Source organism: Paenibacillus pedocola (genome assembly GCF_031599675.1).
GTDB lineage: Bacteria > Bacillota > Bacilli > Paenibacillales > Paenibacillaceae > Paenibacillus_AQ > Paenibacillus_AQ pedocola.
The window spans coordinates 3324308-3345175 of sequence record NZ_CP134223.1 but is presented as its reverse complement, the minus strand read 5'-3'; the positions used below and the strand labels follow the sequence as shown (position 1 = coordinate 3345175).

20 protein-coding genes are annotated in these 20868 nt (G+C 48.5%); 3 read left to right on the top strand and 17 right to left on the bottom strand.

All coding sequences use genetic code 11. The annotated features are described in order from the left end of the window. Positions 1 to 9 precede the first annotated feature (9 nt). From QU597_RS14515 to QU597_RS14495, 5 genes are all read right to left on the bottom strand, one after another. Positions 10 to 2265, bottom strand: coding sequence for an ATP-binding cassette domain-containing protein (locus QU597_RS14515; RefSeq protein ID WP_310828668.1), 2256 nt, complete (start codon positions 2263 to 2265; stop codon positions 10 to 12). A 172-nt stretch (positions 2266 to 2437) separates the two neighbouring features. Then, on the bottom strand, positions 2438 to 3232 hold the full coding sequence (locus QU597_RS14510; protein WP_310828667.1) for an SDR family NAD(P)-dependent oxidoreductase: 795 nt from the start codon (positions 3230 to 3232) through the stop codon (positions 2438 to 2440). 112 nt (positions 3233 to 3344) lie between these two features. Further along, positions 3345 to 4373, bottom strand: coding sequence for a helix-turn-helix domain-containing protein (locus tag QU597_RS14505; RefSeq protein ID WP_310828666.1), 1029 nt, complete (start codon positions 4371 to 4373; stop codon positions 3345 to 3347). Positions 4374 to 4486: 113 nt separating this feature from the next. Beyond that, a complete protein-coding gene (locus QU597_RS14500) occupies positions 4487 to 5035 on the bottom strand; it encodes a GNAT family N-acetyltransferase (RefSeq protein ID WP_370656267.1) in 549 nt (182 codons plus the stop codon). 15 nt (positions 5036 to 5050) lie between these two features. Then, complete coding sequence (locus QU597_RS14495; RefSeq protein WP_310828665.1) at positions 5051 to 5938, bottom strand: LysR family transcriptional regulator; 888 nt, start codon at positions 5936 to 5938, stop codon at positions 5051 to 5053. A gap of 117 nt (positions 5939 to 6055) precedes the next feature. On the opposite strand from QU597_RS14495, the gene QU597_RS14490 reads away from it, so the two are divergent. After that, complete coding sequence (locus tag QU597_RS14490; RefSeq protein ID WP_310833320.1) at positions 6056 to 7420, top strand: MFS transporter; 1365 nt, start codon at positions 6056 to 6058, stop codon at positions 7418 to 7420. Positions 7421 to 7481: 61 nt separating this feature from the next. Here the strand turns inward: QU597_RS14490 and QU597_RS14485 are convergent, their stop codons facing one another. Next, entirely contained in the window at positions 7482 to 8384 is a 903-nt protein-coding gene (locus QU597_RS14485; RefSeq protein ID WP_310828664.1) for a LysR family transcriptional regulator, read from the bottom strand. A 245-nt stretch (positions 8385 to 8629) separates the two neighbouring features. On the opposite strand from QU597_RS14485, the gene QU597_RS14480 reads away from it, so the two are divergent. Further along, entirely contained in the window at positions 8630 to 9943 is a 1314-nt protein-coding gene (locus QU597_RS14480; protein WP_310828663.1) for a uracil/xanthine transporter, read from the top strand. A 58-nt stretch (positions 9944 to 10001) separates the two neighbouring features. Here QU597_RS14480 and bshB2 read toward each other — a convergent pair whose 3' ends face one another. The 7 genes from bshB2 to QU597_RS14445 form a co-directional block, all read right to left on the bottom strand. Continuing rightward, positions 10002 to 10685 carry a bacillithiol biosynthesis deacetylase BshB2 gene (bshB2, locus tag QU597_RS14475; RefSeq protein ID WP_310828662.1) on the bottom strand — a complete coding sequence of 228 codons (684 nt, stop codon included), beginning with the start codon at positions 10683 to 10685 and terminating at the stop codon, positions 10002 to 10004. A 20-nt stretch (positions 10686 to 10705) separates the two neighbouring features. Further along, positions 10706 to 11053 carry a YojF family protein gene (locus tag QU597_RS14470; protein WP_310828661.1) on the bottom strand — a complete coding sequence of 116 codons (348 nt, stop codon included), beginning with the start codon at positions 11051 to 11053 and terminating at the stop codon, positions 10706 to 10708. Positions 11054 to 11078: 25 nt separating this feature from the next. Next, positions 11079 to 11387 carry a hypothetical protein gene (locus QU597_RS14465; protein WP_310828660.1) on the bottom strand — a complete coding sequence of 103 codons (309 nt, stop codon included), beginning with the start codon at positions 11385 to 11387 and terminating at the stop codon, positions 11079 to 11081. 189 nt (positions 11388 to 11576) lie between these two features. Next, positions 11577 to 12320, bottom strand: coding sequence for an amino acid ABC transporter ATP-binding protein (locus QU597_RS14460; protein WP_310828659.1), 744 nt, complete (start codon positions 12318 to 12320; stop codon positions 11577 to 11579). A gap of 15 nt (positions 12321 to 12335) precedes the next feature. Further along, positions 12336 to 12995, bottom strand: a complete 660-nt coding sequence (locus QU597_RS14455; RefSeq protein WP_310828658.1) for an amino acid ABC transporter permease — start codon at positions 12993 to 12995, stop codon at positions 12336 to 12338. Positions 12996 to 13024: 29 nt separating this feature from the next. Then, positions 13025 to 13795 carry an amino acid ABC transporter substrate-binding protein gene (locus tag QU597_RS14450; protein WP_310828657.1) on the bottom strand — a complete coding sequence of 257 codons (771 nt, stop codon included), beginning with the start codon at positions 13793 to 13795 and terminating at the stop codon, positions 13025 to 13027. Positions 13796 to 14036: 241 nt separating this feature from the next. After that, on the bottom strand, positions 14037 to 14921 hold the full coding sequence (locus tag QU597_RS14445; RefSeq protein WP_310828656.1) for a LysR family transcriptional regulator: 885 nt from the start codon (positions 14919 to 14921) through the stop codon (positions 14037 to 14039). Positions 14922 to 15053: 132 nt separating this feature from the next. Here QU597_RS14445 and QU597_RS14440 point away from each other — a divergent pair, with 132 nt between their 5' ends. Then, positions 15054 to 15644 carry a LysE family translocator gene (locus QU597_RS14440; protein WP_310828655.1) on the top strand — a complete coding sequence of 197 codons (591 nt, stop codon included), beginning with the start codon at positions 15054 to 15056 and terminating at the stop codon, positions 15642 to 15644. Between the two features lie 16 nt (positions 15645 to 15660). Here the strand turns inward: QU597_RS14440 and QU597_RS14435 are convergent, their stop codons facing one another. The 4 genes from QU597_RS14435 to QU597_RS14420 all read right to left on the bottom strand — a co-directional run bounded on the left by QU597_RS14435 (position 15661) and on the right by QU597_RS14420 (position 20611). Then, complete coding sequence (locus QU597_RS14435) at positions 15661 to 17283, bottom strand: cellulase family glycosylhydrolase (RefSeq protein WP_310828654.1); 1623 nt, start codon at positions 17281 to 17283, stop codon at positions 15661 to 15663. A gap of 81 nt (positions 17284 to 17364) precedes the next feature. Further along, positions 17365 to 18030: a hypothetical protein gene (locus QU597_RS14430; protein WP_310828653.1), complete on the bottom strand. Its 666-nt coding sequence runs from the start codon at positions 18028 to 18030 to the stop codon at positions 17365 to 17367. A gap of 20 nt (positions 18031 to 18050) precedes the next feature. After that, the gene (locus QU597_RS14425; protein WP_310828652.1) at positions 18051 to 18641 is read right to left on the bottom strand and encodes a YdeI/OmpD-associated family protein; all 591 of its coding nucleotides are present in this window, start codon (positions 18639 to 18641) and stop codon (positions 18051 to 18053) included. 212 nt (positions 18642 to 18853) lie between these two features. Continuing rightward, a complete protein-coding gene (locus tag QU597_RS14420) occupies positions 18854 to 20611 on the bottom strand; it encodes a methyl-accepting chemotaxis protein (protein WP_310828651.1) in 1758 nt (585 codons plus the stop codon). Positions 20612 to 20868: the final 257 nt, after the last annotated feature.

Sequence of the window (20868 nt, the reverse complement as noted above, 5' to 3'; positions counted from 1 at the left end):
CGGATCGCTCTACTTCAAGTATTTTCCCGTGATTGATAGCTCGGCTTGAACGATCTGCTGAGGCGGGCCTTCGAACACCACCTGACCTCCCCTGCCCCCTCCATCCGGTCCCATATCGATGATCCAGTCAGCCTGGCTGATCACATCGAGGTTGTGCTCGATGACAATCACTGTATTTCCGGCATCCACGAGGCGGTTCATGATCTCGAGAAGATGTCCGATATCTGACATGTGCAGGCCCGTTGTCGGTTCATCCATCACATAGATGCTGCCCTTCTTATACAGCTCACTCGCCAGTTTAATGCGCTGGCATTCCCCGCCCGAAAGTGTACTGAGCGGCTGGCCGAGTGTAATATAATTGAGGCCCACATCACTCATTGCCTGGAGCTTGCGGACAACCTCTTTTAACTGAAAAAAGTCCAGAGCCTGCTCCACATTCATCTCCAGCACATCGGCAATTGACTTGCCATTCAGATGATATGCCAGGACCTCTTCCTTAAACCGTTTGCCTCCGCATACCTCGCAAGGCAGCTTTATACTATCAAGGAAGCCAAGATCAGTATAGACAACTCCGAGCCCTTGGCAGTTCTCGCAGGCCCCCTTGGAATTGAAGCTGAACAAACCAGGGCTCACCTTATTCGCGGATGCAAACGCCTTGCGCACATCGTCCATAATCCCTGTGTATGTTGCAGGATTCGAGCGTGTTGACACTCCTACTGAAGATTGGTCGATGACGATCGCATCTGGATGCTGGCTGAGGAAGACATCGTTAATCAGCGTACTTTTGCCTGAACCGGCGACACCTGTAACTACTGTCAACACTCCGGCTGGGATATTAACACTAACGTCCTGCAGGTTGTGTAGTGAGGCCTCCTTGATGGGCAGATATCCGGACGGCTGCCTGCAGACATGCTTCAAATGAAGCGGTCGCTTCATATAACTGCCTGTAAGTGTACCTGCCTCCAGCAGTCCCTGGAAGCTTCCCTCATATACGATATTCCCTCCGCGGCTGCCGGCGTGAGGACCGACATCAACGATATGATCTGCCAGCTTGATTACATCGGGATCATGCTCAACGACGATCACTGTATTCCCCTTGTCGCGCAGCTTCAGCAGTAGTTCATTTAACCTGTGTACATCACGCGGGTGCAGGCCAACACTTGGCTCATCGAAGATGTAAGTGACATCCACCAGACTGCCGCTCAGGTGCTTCACCATTTTGACGCGCTGAGACTCGCCGCCGGACAATGTATCCGTTTCACGGTCCAGCGTCAGGTAGTCAAGACCGATATCGACCAGATGCTGCAGCCGCTCCACCAGCGATTTGACGACCGGCGCAGCGGCAGGATTATCTATCTCACGGATGACATGGATGAGCTGTCCTACCTCCATGGAGGACAGGTCCGCAATGTTACGGCCGTTGATTCTGCAGCTGAGTGCGGCTTGGCTGAGTCTAGCCCCATGACAGCTGGAGCAGGGTCCCTCAGTGATATACGGCGCAACAGCTTTTTGGGTACGCTCGGACTTCAGTTTCACATCCTGCTTGATGTATTTGTTAGTGAATTTCTCAATTACACCTTCTACTGTAATATTGGTTGCTTTACCGGCGAAATCCATCTGCACTTTCCTTGCCTCGGCGTACAGCAGTTGCTCCAGTTCCTCTTCTGAGTAATCGCTCAGCTTCTTATCCAGATCGAAGTCTCCAGACTGCGTGATCATATTCCAATCCCAGCCGTTCACCGAATAGTCGGGAAGATGGATTGCTCCTTCATTCAAAGACTTCGACATATCCAGTGCCTTGCTCATATCAACAGCCAGCCTGCGGCCGATACCGCCACACTCGGGACACATTCCCGCAGGATCATTGAACGAGAACCTATTCGCTTGTCCGACATAGGGCTGGCCCGCCCTGGAGAAAAGCAGTCGCAGAATAGGAGAAATATCCGTAATCGTACCCATCGTCGAATGGGATCCGCCGCCCAGCCGCTTCTGGTCTACAATAACGGCCATGCTCAGGTTCTCAATAGAGTCTGTATCGGGCTGCGGATATTTCGGCAGGAAAGTGCGCACAAACATGCTGAAGTTCTCATTCAACAATCGCGTGGATTCTGCGGCAATCGTATCGAAGACGATCGATGACTTGCCGGAGCCGGATACACCGGTGAAGATCGTGATCTTCCGTTTCGGAATACGCAGGGACACATTTTTGAGATTATTTTCTCTTGCACCTGAGATTACGATATACTCCTGATTCATTTCGCTCATGCCTGACATCCTTCCGGTTCATATTGATGTTAGTATTCAATGATAGGCAATCTCTTAGGACCGTGTCAATACATAACCAGTCGATATATCTTCACAAATTTTAGATATAGGAAAAGACGCAAGAACTACTCCATAGGAGTAAGTTATTGCGTCTTTTATGCGTAGTCTTGTCTTAGAAAATCGTTGGCACCATTCCCCCGTCCATGCGGATCGGAGAACCTTTGAACGCTGAAGCAAATGGACTGCATACGAACGCAGCTAATCTGCCAATCTCGCTCGGTCTGATAAACCGCTGGATTTCGGATTGGGGAAGATTGGTTGTCATGAAGGTTCGCTCTTTCTCTGCAAAAGACCTCTCATCATTGGCATAGATACCTTCAACGATCTGCTGCACATTTTCAGACAGCGTTGGCCCAGGCATGATCGTGTTTATGGTAACTTCGGTCCCGATTGTCAGCTTCGATAAACTTTTGGACAAGGACAGCAGCATCGATTTGGTCATACAGTACTGCGGCATTTGCCCGGATGGCATCACTGCTTCTTCACTCGCGATGAATATAATGCGTCCATAACCGTGTGCAAGCATTTTGGGAAGATAGAATTTAGCTAATCCGTTCGCAGCCAGTACATTCGTCCGGAAGTATCGCTCCCATACTTGATCATCAACATCCTCGTACTGCATGATTTCGTATATGCCTGTATTATTCACTAGAATATCAATGTCGGGGTACTTCGCATATAAGGCTTCCCTCTGCTGAGCATCTGTAATATCAGCGGTTGCATTCCGGGGATTGGTGGACGGAAATTGCTGTCGGATCTCCTCTACAACGCGTTCGACTTCTTCCTCACTTCGGCCATTGATCAGCACATGTACACCTTCCCGGGCAAGCTCGATAGCGATTGCTTTCCCAATCCCTTTTGTCGATCCCGTTACTAGAGCCGTTGTATTCGTTAATCCCATATCCATCGTTCATCTCTCCTTGTGTTCTTACTGCACTGGATAGAGATTATGATATCTTGTCCGGCACTTCTGGTAACTAGCCTGTCCCGCCATCTTACTTGTTGGACACGCCAATTTACTAAACCGTCGTCACAACAGGACTTAGATGTTCGGAACGCCAATGGGCTGGAGTATCTCCTTCCCACAAACGGAAGGCACGGTAGAACGAGTTCTGATCCTCATATCCGATAAGGAAGGCTACTTCTTTAATATCAAGCGAAGGGTCGGCCAAATATTCCAGTGCCTGTTCATGCCTGGCCTCAGTCAACAGCTGCTTGAAGCTGGTCCCTTCTTCAGTAAGCCTACGCTGCAGGGTTCGGTCGCTCATCCCGAGTTCACTGGCAACAGCCTGAATATCTTGGCGCCCTGCTGTAAAGCTGCGTTTCATGATCCATTTGACAGTCCCGGTCAAAGAGTGGCGGCTTATCCGTTCATCCAAGGTATGATCCAGCACGGGTGTCAATATCTGCAGCAGCTCTTCGTTATAGGAGATAAACGGGAGGTCAAGATGTATCCGGTGCAATGTCAACCGGTTATGTTTCGCCCCGGTCTGAATCCGCGCGCCAAAGTACGTCTCCAGCGCCCGCAAGTCTCCCATAGGGTGTGTGAACTCAACAAGTTTGACATTCACATGTTGTCCCGTGCCCCGCCGGCCGATCTCCAGCAGAGTAGCCAGAGTGATCCCGGCTAGTACCGGCAGACCGGTCTGTACACCGGACTGCCAGTTCAGATCGATCGTACAGCTATCTCCATCTTCAATGATGTGTAAGTTCTCAGGCGGGCACATTTGTTTATACCGGGCCATACGGTATAGAGCATCACGATAGCTGCGGGCGTGATATGTCGCCAAGACTGACGGAGGGTACTGCGCTGTTTCAAATGCGCTGGATAACCTGATAATGCTATGTGAGATGTCTCCTACAAGATCGGAATACGACTGCCAGATTGCAAAATATTGGGCCATGGTAACCCCGGTTGAATCCGTTACCACGGTGAGCGGCAATCCTGCTTGCGAAGCGACTTCGTGCAGCGATAGCCCCATATGGCTTAATCCTGCCCAGAACCCTGGCGGGATCTTTATACGTTCAGAAGGATGATGGAATGCCATCTTGATCGTCCTCTCTAAATTTAATGCCGTATAAAATGGCAGCGGGAAAAGTATCTATTGTTACGACTGGAAGCTTCATTATACGCGCTTTTAAAATTGCTAACTGAAAATTATTATTCAGTATCCGAGGGATTAATAATAGCGAGAACCTGATGATCCTTCCAGACTCCGTTGATCTTCACGTTGCTTCGGGCGATGCCTTCTTTGTGGAAGCCCGCATTCTCAAGCACCCGGATCGAACCGGGATTCTGGGGCGAAGCTTCGCCGCTAATCCGGTGGAATTTCAGCTCCTCGAAGGCATAACGTACGACCTGTTTCACGGCTTCCGTCATATAGCCCTTCCCGTTATAGGCCTGATCCAGGCTGTATCCGATCATGCAGCTCTGGAGCGCACTCCGTACCACAAAGGACAGCCCGACATTGCCAATAATCCGGTCATCCGCTTTATGGCAGATCACAAAGTCATATCTCCGGTCTTCTTCCCTATCCGCCTTGCCCTTTATTATCGTCTGCAACTGGTGCTCCTCAGTATAAAATTCCTCCTGGACGCTTGGCGAGAATTGTTCGAAAAACTCCCGGTTACGCTTGTAAAGAGCTGTCAATTCTCCGGCATCCTTTTCCTCCGGGAACCGGATATATACTCTCTGCTCTAGCAATTTCATCATCTCCACCTCTGTTCATTTTATATGTTCGGATATCCCCGCAAAATAGTCCAAAACGACCTCGCGGAAGTCGTGGGCAGCCCGGGAAATATACCTGCTTTTATGCCATAATAATGCGATCTCCCGCACCATCCCTGGATCCTTTATTTCCAGATAACTGAGAGAAGCCCGTGAATCCCTTGCTGTACCGGGAATGAAGGCAATACCAACCTCAGCTTCCACCAGTGAGACTAACCTCGAAGGTTCATCCCCTTCATACACATAGTTTAGAATAAAGCCTGATGACTTGCATACCGCGTCCGTCAGATCACGGGTACCGTACCCTCTCTTTACACCAACAAACCATTCATCCCTTAATTCTGCCAAGGTCACACTAGTCCGGTCTGCCAGATGATGCCCTTTAGGCACAGCAACAAGGATCGGATCGAAGAACACAATGATGCTCTCAATGTCTTCATCTTCTATAGACGGTGAGGATAGACAGAAGTCAACTTCTCCTCTTAATAACCGGTCAACCATTTCCTTGGTAGTTAGCATTTGCACATGAAAGTGGATATTAGGCTGCTTTTTACGGAAAGCTCTCAGGATATTTGGCAATGTACTTGCCGCAGTCACTGCTAATTCTAGTGTGCTGTGTTCCGGGCTGGACAGATCTCTGAGCTCCTGCTTCCCCTGCTCGAGTTCAAACAAAGCTCTTTCTGCACGGCGGAGGAAACGGATGCCGAATTCATTTAACCGCAGACTCCGGCCGCTCCGGTCAAATAAAGGAACTCCCAGATCCTCTTCCAGACGCCCGATCGTTTTGCTGAGCGAGGATTGGGTAACATGCAGAATGCGTGCAGCTTCGGTCATGTGCTCTAACCGGGCAACCGCAAGAAAATATTGCAGCTGAAGAAGTTCCATCGCGTATCCTCCATTCATTCCTTTGAGTCTATGAAATCATACCATGAAATGCGTTGGAATAAATAAAGGAATTCAAGTACGCTAACTTTAACACACAATAGAGGGAGGGCAACAATGATGAATGCCCGCAGCAGGTGGTTATTGATTTCCGTGGGATTAGGAGTACTCTTAAATCCGTTAAATTCTTCAATGATTTCCGTTGCAATTGCCAGACTTCAGGACGTATACGAGCTTAACTATACTGACGTGTCCTGGGTTATTTTTTCATTCTACATAGCTAGTGCTGTTGCACAACCGGTGATGGGAAAGGCCAGTGATATTTTCGGGCGCAGAACAATCTTTCTTGCCGGTCTTGTTGTAGCGTTCGCTGCCTCATTACTGGCTCCGTTATCACCAAGCTTTGGCTGGCTCATTGTATTCCGTATTGTACAATCCGTCGGAACAAGTATGATGGTTGCCGTTGGAATGGCTATCATTAGGATTCATATCACGGAGAAACAGGCCACCGCGCTGTCCGTGATGTCGATTTTTCTGTCAGGAGCAGCAGCAATCGGTCCCTTTATTGGCGGGACATTAATTCATTGGTGGGATTGGAAGGCTATCTTTTTCGTAAATATTCCGTTTGTGGTGGCTAGTTTCGTGCTTGCCTGGAGAACGATACCAAGGGACAACCTGCCAGTAACCACCGCTAAGGATATGTCCGTTCATAAGTGGTTTGTATGGATTGATCTGCCGGGGATTCTGCTTTTTTCAGTTGGCCTGGTCTCCTTGCTCATTGGAGTATTATCAGCTAAATCATCCGGAGAAATTGCACTTCAGCAGGTTATTCTAGGGGGGATTGGCCTCGCATTGCTGACGGCTTTCGTAAGACATGAGCTAAAAGCGGCGTCACCCTTCATTCCTTTGCATACCTTCGCCAAATATCCTGAGATGATGCGGGTCAATGTGGAGTACTTGCTTGTTAATGTGCTGTTTTATGCCCTCTTTTTTGGTCTGCCATCATATTTGCAAATGGTGCGGGGTGTCAGTGAGTTCCATACGGGAATGCTCATGCTGAGCTTAGGCTTATGCTCCCTTGTTGCCGCTCCAATTGCAGGACGATGGATTGATAAATCTGGTCCAGTACCAGCCTTACGGGTATCCGCAGTACTGATGACCTTCGGATCCGTGTGGCTCGTGACATTGGACGCAAATTCACCGGTTATCAGTGTATGTATTGCACTGGCGGCATTCGGCATCAGCAACGGCCTGAACAGTGTTGGCTTACAGGCTGCCTTGTTCAAAAGCTCTCCTAAAGAGATTATTGGTGTAGCCTCCGGAGTCTTTAATACATCTAGGTACCTGGGGACGATACTCTCATCCTTATTGATAAGCATCGTAATGGGAGATAAGTTCAGCAGCGGAGGCTTGCAGGCCCTTGGGATGATTCTCACGGTAATCGCATTGACGTTGGTAATCATGAGCTGGCGGCGCCTCAATTAACCGCTATATAAGCACGTTCTATAATCAACACCGAGGATTATCAAAAGGTTAATCCAACCGCTCAATCCGTTTCTCTCCCCTGCCACTTTGAGATTGTTTCGATCAGCAGGACTGCCGCCTTGCTCAAATAATGCCGCTTCAGCCAGATCACAGCCGAGCTTGATACGGCTTGCGGATCGTCAATGCGATAGGAGCGGATGTGCCTGTCTGCGTGTCTGTCAAGTGACGTCTCAGGCAAAATAGTGGCGCCGAATCCGGATGAGACAAGCTCCATCAGTATTCCGATATCGGAGCATTCACCAATAATTGCTGGCGACAGCCCTCTGGATCGGAAATGCTCCAAGAGCAGGTTGTATAGGCCTAAACCTTCGGTGCTTGGAAGCAAAAGCGGGTAACCTGCAATGGTCTCATAAGAGACGGGAGCAGAAGCTTCTGCAAGAGCACCCGGGCCAGCTTCCCCTACTACGAAATATAGCGGCTCCTCCCCCAGCATCACACAATCAAAGTCCTCCAGATCGATAGGCAGCCGGATGATGGCCATATCGAGTGTCTTCTCCCGGATCAGCTTAAGAAGCGTATTCGTTTCATTCTGCTGGATTTTAAAAGTAACCTTCGGATATAACCCGCGAAACATGCTGAGTGCTCCGGGAAGACGGGCATCGGACAACGTGTTGACTCCGATCGAGAGTTTCCCTCTTATACCCAGTCCGGATTCCCGGGTCTCCGCTTTTGCTTCGTCCATTAGTCGTGTGATCGTCAGCGCATGTTCATATAATGTTTTGCCGGAGGCAGTTAGCTCGAGCTGACGACCGTTCCGGTGGAATAATTGGACGCCGAGCTCGTTCTCCAGCAGCTTAAGCTGCTGGCTAAGCGGCGGCTGCGACATGTGCAGTTTATGCGCTGCTGACGTGACCTGCCTTTCCTCCGCAAGTGCGATGAAATAGCGTAACTGTTTCACATCCATAGATTTGACTCCTCATCCTATTCATTAAGTATGCAGTGCCACGACTATGCTATATGATTTTCATATACTTTTACAACAAATTAAATATTATTCATATAGTTTTTCCCATGATACCATAAATACGTTACACATTCATGGCGGGATAATGTGAGCTGTTTGCTCCTTCGCCAACGATATCAACACGATTATAGAAAGCTGGGAAAGACGTTATGCAATGGAATAAATCTAAAGATAGGATAAGCCTAATGCTCGCTGGTGTGCAGTGGCTTTTCTTTTTGTTCACCAACACAGTGCTGGTACCGTTGTCGGTGGGGCATGCCCTGGGAATGACGACAGCGGATATTACCGCATCAATGCAGCGCTCATTTATTTTGACTGGCCTGCTGTGTATCGTTCAGGCATTGTGGGGGCACCGCTATGCGTTAATGGATGGTCCGGCCGGCATCTGGTGGGGACTTGTGCTCGGCATCTGTGCCTCTGCACCGGCGATGGGTATGGATACTGCTGCGGTTGCCGCCAGCTTGACCGGAGGATTTCTGCTTTCAGGCATCATCACCGCTGTGTTAGCTTTGTTTGGTTTCTTAAAGCTCCTGCAGCGCATTTTCACCCCGGTTGTGATGGGTATTTATCTGCTTCTGCTTACTTTCCAGCTGGCTAACACCTTTTTTAAAGGGATGATTGGGTACAGTGTCGATGGAAAATGGAACTTGCAGCTTGCCGGACTCTCCCTGTTTATCATCGCAGTTGTATCCTTCATTCATATAAAGGGGAAGGGGAAGCTGGGGCAATTCTCACTGCTCATAGGAATCGTCATTGGCTGGATCGCTTACGAGATATTTATTAACCGTAGCGGGATTACTGGAAGCGAATCTGCGGAGACAACAGTAATTTGGCAATGGCTGCCATGGGGGAAGCCTGCTTTCGAACCGGGCATTCTAATGGTTGGCCTCGTTGCCGGCCTGGTGAACATGACCAATACGTTAACGAGTCTAATTGCTGCGGATAAACTGTATCAGAAAAAAGCCGGAGATCAACAATACATCCGTTCGCTGCTGTTCACGAACTTGTTCTCAATCATGGGTGCCTGCTTCGGACTGATTCCATTCGGAACGTTCGCGTCCTCCATCGGTTTCTTGGAGAACACGAAGGTGCTGCGACGTGCCGCACTTGTAACGGGGGCTGCCCTCCTTATTCTTGTCGGTATCATTCCGGTGCTAAGCAGCTGGCTGGCCCTGCTTCCAATGTCGGTTGGCAGCGCAGTGTTGTTTGTAGCCTACCTGCAAATGTTTGGAACGGCTCTGAATACCTTCAATAGTACCTCATTAAACTCCAAAACGATCTACCGCGTCGCCCTTCCGGTATTGACAGGTATAGGTATCATGAACGTTCCTGTTACTGCTTTTGCAGACTTCCCTCCCTTATTGACGCCGCTCGTTTCAAACGGGCTTGTCGTTGGTGTCATCCTGGCTATTGTGATGGAGAACCTGATCCATTGGGGAAGGTACGAGACCAAGCCTTCCGCTACACCTATTATGCCGAAGAAATCGTATTTTCGTTAAGGAACATAACAAAAACAAGGGAGATCTAAACTCCTCCCTTGTTTTGTTATCTAATCTATTACAGAGATTCATCGAACCGGTAGGTCCAGAACTGTTCTGTACCAAACCGTGTACGGATTTCTTCATCAGACAGCTCCCGGTTGCCGACGAGCTCCGCTGCTTGGAATTGCGAACGGTGCGCCTGAATCGACGCCATCTTTCTGTTAAGAAATGCGGTAACGTCAACGGTTACATCCGCTTTCCCAATCATCTGCTCGTGATTGCTGGCGAATGCGCTGCAGTACACTAGCGGCCGGTCAGCTGAAGGAAGCCTGCCAATCGTGCGTATAACTGCGGCACCCGTCGCATCATGATCCGGATGCACACTGTATCCCGGGTAAAAAGTGATGACCAGCGAAGGGTTCAGCTCCTTTACCAGCGTCATAATCTGTGAATCCAGCAGTTCCTTGTCTTCAAACTCGATCATTTTATCATGGAAGCCGAGCATTCTTAAATCCTGAATCCCAATTGCATTACAGGATGCTTCCAGTTCCAGTTTGCGGATTGCGGGCAAGGTGACCCGGTTCGCGAAGGGAGGAATGCCCATGTTACGGCCCATCTCTCCAAGTGTCAGACAGGCAAAAGTGACTATCGCTCCACCTTCTATGTACTTGGCCAGCGTTCCTGAGGCAACGAATGATTCATCATCGGGATGGGGCAACACCACTAAGATGCGCTGATGTCCCGCTTGTTTAGTATTCATAGCTGCATGCACCTCCGCTCTCATTCGAACTTGTCCCGGCTCAGCTGCAGGGCGACGACCAGCTTACCCTGGCTGTCATGCCCGGCCATGATAAGCCGTTCTGTTTCAGTCTCATCTACATGGGTAAGGCCTTCAGCATATACCCAGCCCTGCTCCGTCTTTAAGCCGACCCGGTATGGACCTGTGCCAGAGATCGAACCATTGGTATAACGGATGCCTGCATTACTGATGAATGCTGACGCCGGATGTCTTGTACTGTCCAAATGATTGGCATAGGCACCTGTCGTGAGTTCAAGATGAATGAACAGGTCCTGACCGGTAAGCTGGTCGATCCGGATCTGGATGTCTTGCGGGTTTATCAGCTGCATAGTAGCCTCCTTGTTGTCTGGTATTCTATCCTTCAACTACATCTGCACGCAGATCCGTTGCAATTTCAAGCATTTTGGGAACGATGGCTTCGGCAGAAAGAGCTACATATAGATCTCCCTCATAAAGCCGGAAAGGGATTTCGCCGTCCCCAAGCCTCCACATGAAAAAATCACCTTCGATGGTCATGATGCTCTCTGGTCCTTTAATGGTAAAAACCTGTGAATACGTAAAGTCAGACTGGGAAGCAAAGTACTGCTTACATTCTTCCAAAGTGATCGCTTGCTCCGGAAGGTTGTCCTGCATAGATCGTGTGATCCGAAAACGCTGATTCATTGTATACCTCCAAATGTACGAAATCTGCTCTGAAACATCATCATTGTTCGTTCAATACGCTTATTACTTCGAAATGTTATTTTCTCATTCCTTGTCTCCACTGTCAAAACCATGCATGCCCATTCATGTTTATTAATGTAAAAAAGGCACATAGCAAGCGCTATGCACCTTACGAATAGCCCTATTTCATTAATCCTGGTTCAAAAACAACCGGGTACGCTCAAGCTTTGGACTGCCAAAGATCTGCTCCGGCGTGCCTGATTCGGCAATCTCTCCGTTGTCCATGAAGAATATACGATCCGCCACATCGCGGGCAAAGTTCATCTCGTGGGTAACAATGATCATCGTCATGTTCTCCTCTGCCAGCTGGCGGATTACCCGGAGTACCTCGCCGGTCAGCTCGGGATCCAGTGCCGAGGTCGGCTCGTCAAAGAGCAGAATGTCCGGATTCAGCATGAGCGCTCTGGCGATCGCTACCCGCTGCTTCTGTCCGCCGGACAGCATGGACGGATATACATCCGCCTTATCGGCAAGGCCTACCTTGGAGAGCAGCTCGCTGCTTCTGGCTGTAATAACCTGCGGGTTCTCCCGTTTGAGCGTTTTTGGAGCAAGCTCGAGATTGCCCCGCACAGTAAGATGAGGGAACAGGTTGAAATGCTGAAACACCATGCCCATGCTTGCGGTAATATCTCTGATCGCCGCATGCCCGGCATATTTACCGTTCTCTACCAGCGGTTTGCCGTGAATGAAGATGCTGCCGCCGGTTACTTCCTCGAGATGCACCAGACTGCGCAGCATGGTACTCTTTCCAGAGCCGGAAGGCCCGATCACCGCCACGACCTCTCCCGGGTTCACCTCAAAGGTAATCTGCTTCAGCACATCAAGGCTGCCGAACGATTTCTGTAATTGTTTGACATCAATCATACTACTCATAGTTGGACAGTCCTTCTACTCAAATTTGAAACGTTTTTCCAGTGCTTTGAAGAACAAGGTCAGCACCAGGGTCATCAGCAAATAAATTACGCCGGCTACGACAAACGGGGTTACCGTAAAATCACGGTTCACCGCAGTCTTTGCATAATTCAGCAGCTCCGGTACGGCTACAGCATAGAGTAATGCAGTGTCTTTGACCAGTGTAATGGATTCATTGGCTACTGCAGGCAGCGCGACCCGGAACATCTGGGCGAGAATCACCTTACGAAGGGTCTGCCATTTGCTGAGTCCAAGCACTTTAGCCGCTTCATGCTGCCCTTTATCAATCGAAAGCAGCCCGCCGCGGAAAATTTCAGCAAAATAAGCACCATAATTAAGGATAAAGCCGAGACAGGCTGCAGCGAAGCGGTCCATAACCAGATACTGTCCGATTACCGGAATCTGCGGCAAGCCGAAACAGAAGAATAGCAGCTGCAGCAAAAGCGGCGTTCCGCGCATGACGTAAACATAGGTATGCGCCATCCAGGCCAGGGGCTTAACCCGGCTTTTGGCCAGCAGCGTGACCAGCATTCCGAGCGGGATGGATAAAATAATGACAATCAGGAATAGCAAGGCCGTTGTCCGCGCACCCTCCAGCATCGGCCCGGCTATCTTGATAATATAATCGATATTCATTTCTTCAACCGACTCCTAAGGGTAACAATCTAGTTCAGTACTTTGTTCTCGCCAAACCACTTTGTGGAAATTTCAGCAGCTGTTCCGTCACTGCTTAGTTCATCAAGTGCTTTCTGCAGCTCAGTCAGCAATGCCTCATTACCTTTTTTAATTCCGATGCCGTATTGCTCAGGGGCAAGGGATACATCCAGCAGTTTGTAAGTATTCTGCTCTTTTGACATGTAATACTTCGCCACCACTTCGTCAATCACCACACCATCCAGGCGTTTGGATTTCAGGTCCGTGAGTGCAAGCACATTGTCCGGGAATTCGGATACACCGGCAAGCTTGGCTTTAAGCGGGCTGGCATCCAGCGCATCTGCAGCCGACGAAAGACTTTGCAGTCCGATTTCTTTTCCTGCCAGATCATCCAGCTTCGCGAGCTCTGAATCCGCCAGCACGACTACTACCTGGCTGTTCTCCAGATACGGTTTGGTGAATAGCACCTTCTCCTTGCGCTCGTCAGTGATCGTATATCCGTTCCAAATCATATCAATACGTCCGCTGTTCAGTTCGGATTCCTTGGCTGACCAGTCAATCGGCTGGAAGGTTACCTCTTTACCCATCTTCTCCGCAGCTGCTTTCGCATAATCGATATCGAAACCGACAATTTCATTGTTGTCATCCCGGAAGCCCATTGGAGCAAACTTATCATCTATACCGATCACCAGCTTGCCGTCATTACCCCCTGAATTGGAGCAGCCTGCGACCACTGAAATTGCCGCTGCCGCCAATAGTACCCATAATCCCCGTCTCTTCATCTCTCTATTCCCCCTAGTAAAATTACAAATGATGTCTCGCGCTTTAGTTCGGTAACACGTTATCAGTTTATCATGATAACATATCGTGTTAGTTACGTCGATAGAGAAGAAAGACACTTTTGTGTCAATAGAAAGTAGATTAACAAAAAAGGCTAAGCAGCTGTAAGACACCGCCTAGCCTTGATCATTATCCTAAGATATCACCGGAAACTACAATTATTCGTAAAAATATCTAAGCTCATCAGGACTCCTTCCAGATTCTATCCACTATTGAGCTTATCTCAAGCAGGACCGGTTCACTATTGGTATCCTTTGTGTATCCATAGTGCAGATCAATATGGAGATCAATGCCCTTCCATATCTTCAGCCTATTGTCTTCTGCAAACCGCATGGCTATTGGCTCTGCCAGCAATGAACAACCGATTTCCTGTTGAACCAGATTCCCTATCAGCGATTCATCATCTACATACATAATCCTCTGTGGAATGATATTCTGCTCCAGGAAATAGTCGATGGACTGTTTGTAGAAGGGGCAGTTTTGTGTTGTCCAGATCCACGGCTTATCCGCAAAATATTCAAGAGACAACCCATTTTCCGGCACATCCCAGCTGTTGGGATATACCACAATCATTCTGTAGGAGTGGAGTTTGATGGAGTGAATGGAGGGATGGGCGATATTTCCATAGTAAAAACCTGCGTTAATCCTGGAACTGGTCAGATCCCGGACGAAATCTTCACTTTTTATATCCATAAAATGCAGTTCCACCTGCGGCAGGTTTTCCGAAATGTACATAATCAATTTCTTTACGCGAAGAATCTGCCCCTCAGTATTCAACCCGATTCGAATGTGCTCGGTTGAATTTGCCTTTAACTCATTCGCCTTATGTTGAAAGTTACCGATAGAAGAGAGTATATTTTGCGCTTCTACTAACAGCTGTGAGCCTTTTTCACTGATTGTCATCCCTTTGGACGTTCGCTGAAAGAGAGAGAAGCCTACTTCCTTCTCCAAAGATTTGAGGTGGGCACTGACTGCCGGCTGACTTGTATTTAACTGGGCTGCCGCCTCGGTTAGGTTGCCTGTTTGAGCTATTTTTATAAAAGTTTTCAATTGATACAGCTCCAACATGCCATTCCCCCTTGGATACCTTATCAGTACCATCCGTTTTTTTGATGGATCTCATCAGAATTTGAAATTGGACGGTTTGTTATTTAATGGATTATAGTAACTCCAGAAAGATTGAAAGAGGAGTGAGTGTTAATGTCGATTTTGCTTGCTATGTGCTTTTTTTCATTATCCATGTCTATTTCTCCAGGCCCGGTGAACATGATGATTCTTACATCAGGAGTCACTTATGGCTTCAAGCGCTCCTTAATTTTAGTAACCGGGGCAACCGTCGGATTTGCGTTCTTGCTGTCAGCTGTGGGATTAGGAATATCCGGTTTTCTAGCACAAGCCCCTGTATTCTACGAAGTACTAAGGTACGCGGGAACAGGATATATGATTTATATGGGCTATCAAATTATGATTTCGCGTCCGGAAATCGAAGTCAAGGATGAACAGCTGCCGCGTTATCGTCATGGCTTTCTGATGCAATGGCTTAATCCCAAGGCTTGGATTGCCTGTCTTTCCGGTGTAACCTCCTTTGGTCTAAACGATTCACTTTCATTGCTTATTATCTTTGTAAGTATTTATTTTTTCATTTGTTATCTTTCACTCGCCGCCTGGGCCCTGTTAGGCTCCAAGCTGCAATTTCTCACGAAAGTAAAGAACGGTATGAGGGTGTTTAACCTTGTAATGGGCGGCTCATTAATTATTGTAGCTGTGTATCTATTATTTTCGCATTTCTAGGCTTAAGTCAAACACATTATAGGAACATAATCTTTTCTAAAAGTAAGATCCCCGTATGAACGGCAATTTTGATCTTGGACGCACTTGCTTTTGACAAAGAAATCGGAGCTATGGTTTGTTTATTTCCACTAGATTGCAGTGACAGCGTAACTAGCTCCCGCTCATCCTGGAGAACCGTTACAGAGACGGGCTGATCAGCACTATATACAAATGAGAGACTGCTGTCCTCTGTCGTATCATTTATCGAATATACAGCGAATTCACCGCCTTGCAGCTCAAGGACAAACCGGTCCCACAAAATGTCGAAGAAGAAACGTTTCTGGAGCGTTTGTAATTTGCTGTCCTCAACGATACGCATCCCTGTCCGTGACCGGTAATTATAGTGATTCCCTTCCGTACGCAGCCCGCTATAGGCCACTCCTTTCCCCGGAAGCTCATCGAAGTCTGTCGCCCGGACGGTACATCCCGGAATTCGAAATACAGCACTTGTAACTTCAGCATTATACCTGCAGTTCCCGATCTTCATGTTCTCCAGATATTGATCGAAGATGCGGCTAGCCTGTTCGTACCCCGGGTGAACTCCCCCTCTGGTATACTCCATGATTTGGTCCCAGCCCTCAGGCAGGTTAACCGAATAAGGGGAATTTGTGGTGTCCATTTTCTTCCACGGCCAAAGATTATAACCGATATTCAATTCCGCGGCGAGCGGATAGAGCGCTGTGTACCATTCATTGAGATTCTCACCCGTTTCCCCTAACCACAGGGGTGCATTCAGCCTTTCGGATACTTCCAGGAATTCATAAAAGGAGCTGATCTCCGGGTAGCAGGCATATCTGTGAAAATGCACAACCATGTTGTCGTCATACTTTTTGAAGAAAATGCTGGTGTCCGTTGCCCAGTGATGCCCTTCAATCGACAGCATATGTTTCGTATCCACGGTCCGGATCGCAGTAATGGCTTCTTCATAAAACTGCACAAGCTTAGGAACTAAATATTCAAAGTCTTTCCCTGGAGAAGGTGTTTTGATCGGTTCGTTGAGCAGGTCGTATCCGCCGACAATCCAGCGGTCCTTGTATCTGTCCGCAAGCTGCTCCCATAGGGCGATCCCCTTGTTCCAGCTGTCTTTATCTGTAAACAATCGCGGTACATCATCAATGGAGTCGTCGATATTCGCGCCAGTCTGGCCGCCCGGTGCACCGTGCAAATCCAAAAAGGCATAGAGCTTAAATTCTTCACACCAGTCCAAGCAGCGGTCAATGAGCTGAAAGCCCTCTTCCTTCCACGTGATTCCAGGCTCATTCTCCATTAAAATACGCCAGTTGAACGGAATCCGGACCGAATTATATCCCTGCTCAGCCATCATCCTGATATCTTCTCTGGTGATATAGTTATTTCTGAATGCGGTCCAGAATTGCTCTGAATATTTCGTACCGGTTAATTCGCGGATGACAGCCTCGATTCTCTGGGGTCGGTCAAATCTGCTGTTCCCGTCTGTCGTCCACATATACCCTTCAGGAAGCAGCCAGTTGCCAAGTCCCCAGCCGGACAAAATAATTTCTTCGCCCTCTTCGTTCACAACTGATCTGTCCTCTGCTCTCAGAAAACCTTTGACTCTCGAATTGCTTAATTTTTCATTCACCTTAGTAGACTCCCTTTCGCGGCTATAATTGAAGCGTTTACAATTGTCTATGCGGTATTCTATAGTCAATAAATAGTGATGTCAGGTTTCATTCATGTTGCCTATGTAGTAGGTGTAAACGGGTTCGACCGGCTTGAAATACAAATACCCGTCGTCCTCCCAGGGCTGAAAATGGAGATCCATTCGTGAATCCTCCCACGGTACCGGTGTCCCTTTTGTGCTGAGCCGTCCAGGAATTACCGGGTCTTCGATGACCAGCGGGAACTCCTGATAGCCGAACAGTAAATTCTCGTGCATAGCAATCATTTCATACTTATTTCCGGAGAAAGCGCGTTCCTCCTGCAGCTGGTAATGATAATAGATGTAGCTTGCCATCTTCTCCCGCTTCAAATGGGCAACCCGGCCGACGCGCCGCTCCACCGGTGACTTGCGCAGCCAATGCTCGTAGCCGGCCGGTTCATTGAAATGAAATACATCTACCATTGGAATCCATTTGCGGGGGGCGGCCTCACCTTTCCAGTCACTGAGATACTCTATAGAAGCTCCGGTTAGCGCCTCAGGTGCAATCTGTTCACCTACACATTCATAATAGAGAAAGACATTATCCTTCCAGGAAAATGCTGCAGCCGTCATAAGGACACCTTCCTGTACTAGCCGTCTAACTCCGATATCTTCTTTTAAGGCGCTCAGACCTTCGGCCTGCTGCCCTTCGTTCCAAATTCCCCGGTAAATCATGCGAGAAACCAACTGAATCCCCCCAAGACGATTTAATCGTTTAAACCTTTGCCGTCCAGAATATGGTGTGTATATTTTTCGACTCGTGCTGCCCGCGTTTTCGATTGCTTAGGGGCTGAGAAATAAAGAATATATGCCCGTTGCCGGCCGGGTGTTAATGCTTCAAAAGCAGCCTTCAAGCCAGGGAGTTCAGCAAACCTAGACTGAAGTTCTTCAGGGATGTCGGATTCTGTACTCTTAAACTCTACTTTCAGGCCGGCTGTTTCCACTTCTATTGCTTCATAAATATAGTCTTTCAACAGGGGCTCCAGCTCCGTTATTTCTGTAATACTCGTGAACCGGAGCTGACGAGATGCCTGTACATTCTTCGTTTGCTGAGTTAGAATCCCGTGGACATCGCGCAGCAAAGCCCCTTTAACAAATAGAACCGCACAATATTCCTTAAATCCATGAATTAACAGAATGTTTCCATTCTGAAAGGTGTAGCAAGGTACACCCCACTTCAGTTCTTCGGTCAGCTGACACTCAAGCATAATCAATCTCAGCTTCGCAAATTCTTCACTCCACTTATCGGCTTTTCTGAAAAAAAACTCAACTTTAGGATTCTTGGTACCATTTGTCATCCAGGAGCACCCTTCTTAAATTCATCATAATAGTATGCATGCAAATGATGCAGCTTACACCGGTTCAATTGTACTGCATTTTTATCACAAAAGCTGAAAAATGTCTACTTGAACCCTATCCTATGTATACGCAAAAACGGCTGCATGTCCCTCTTAAAGGATCTGCAGCCGTTTGATACTATTTTTTGTGGATTTCCGGCGAAGCCGTCCGGCTAGACCTTCACCTGCCGGATAGCTTCCCGCATATCGCCCGTATTCGCACTGATGACCATCGAAGCCTCATAGACCTCTTTGACTTTCTCCAGTTGAAGATCAGTCAGTTCACGGATCTGGCGCGTCTGTTCCGATACATCTCCGGCAATAGTAGCCATGCTGCCCACAGTTGCCGCTACTTCTTCCGAACCTGCGGACAGCTGTTCTGCTGTTGCGGATACTTCCATGATCTGTTCAGCTACCTCACGAAAAGCATTGGAGACATGAAGCAGCGCTTCCTCTGCCGCGGAGGACATCCGCACCCCTTCTGCCACTTCCCTGGAGGCGTCTGACATCTGCGACCCGATATTTGACGAGGCTGTGCCTATATGTATTAGCAGATCCGCGACGCGCTCCACCGAAGCAGCCGAACCTTCTGCCAGCTTGCGCACCTCACCGGCAACAACGGTAAAACCCCGTCCGTGTTCGCCCGCCCGTGCAGCTTCAATGGATGCATTCAGTGCCAGAAGCTTGGTCTGATCGGCAAATTGCCTGATCGCAGCCAGTGCCCCTTCGATTTCCGCCGCATAACCTTGCAGCAGGACAGTGATATCCAGGGTCTGACCTGTAGATTCGGCGATGGATTTCATCTGCCTGTTCATTTCAGTCATGGCTGCTTGTGAGGAGTTCACTAAATCCAGTGCATTCACCGAGGATTCGGAGACAAAAGCGGAGGAGGCCGAAATCCGTGAAATGCCCTGTGCCATTTCCTCCATGGCTATGGCGCTACTCTGAGCGCCCTCTGTCTGCGTACTCGCACCGGCGTAGATATCTGCAATTTTGCCGTTTACTGTCTCGCTAATCTGCAGGACATCATCGGCATTCCTGGTGAATGTCTCTGAGGTGCTATAAAGATAATCCGAAGCGGCGGACACATGGGACACCATTCCCTTCACTCTTGCATTCAAGTCACCCGACATTTGGATCATGGCCTGGTAAGCCGTTCCGATCTCATCCTGGGACTTGACCGGTGAGGCATGCAGAATCCGGGCAGCCTGAGCCAGATCACCTTCAGCCATAGCTCCTGCGCTTTCTGTAATGGTCCGCAGCGGTCGCAGGGACCGTGTGACAAACCAGCCCATGATTGCCAGTGCAGCTATAGAAACAGTAAGGATCATCCCGTAGAGTGGAAGGCTTTGGAGCAGCACTTCCCGGGTCAAAGTACTGAGGACAGCGACATCTGTATCAATTCCCAATACCCCGACCATCGTACCTTGTGCGTCCTTCATCGGGACAAACGCCGAGATGTAATCACCGTATTCAGGATTCTTGATCAGCGGGGAGCTTGCATTCTCACCTGCCAATACGGCCTTTACTGCATCAGCGGGCATATCCGTACTCTCATTGATCGGTGAGGCTAACGAATCTCCTTCCGGCCTGCCGTCGATCATCAGCAGCGGTTGACCTGCTTCATCAATCCGGACAAAATATACAAAACGGGCACCGATAGATTCACGAAACTGATCCAGTTCATTCCGGAGTGACCAGTACAGGTCAGTCTCCTGCGGATCAGCCAGAAATTCGCTGTAGCGTCCGACATCGATCTGAGAGACATAATGACTGGCAATGTTCATGTTGTAGCTGCTGATGGTTCCTTTTACTGCAGCACCGGTATTCACCCATTGAATGGCGATGTTTCCGGCTGCGATGCACAGAATGACCGCTGTCATCACAATGAGAATACGGGCAATAAGTCTTTTACGGATAAAAGCGATCATAGAAGCCTTCCCTTTCGCGCACGGCAATTGCGTTTGTTGAAGTAGGGAGTTGTGTTCATAAATCAATGACCAATGTCCCTCTTCCGGAAAAATTCGACAATTTATCGCAAATTCCTTTATACATTTGTCAAAAATTTCACGCTAGAAACTATTGCAGGACCTGTTTGATTGTGCATCCCATTTTGAAGATCCGTATGATATTAAACTGGAAATAACGGGAATGTCCCGGTATACTTAAAATAACCCGACTCTTTAAC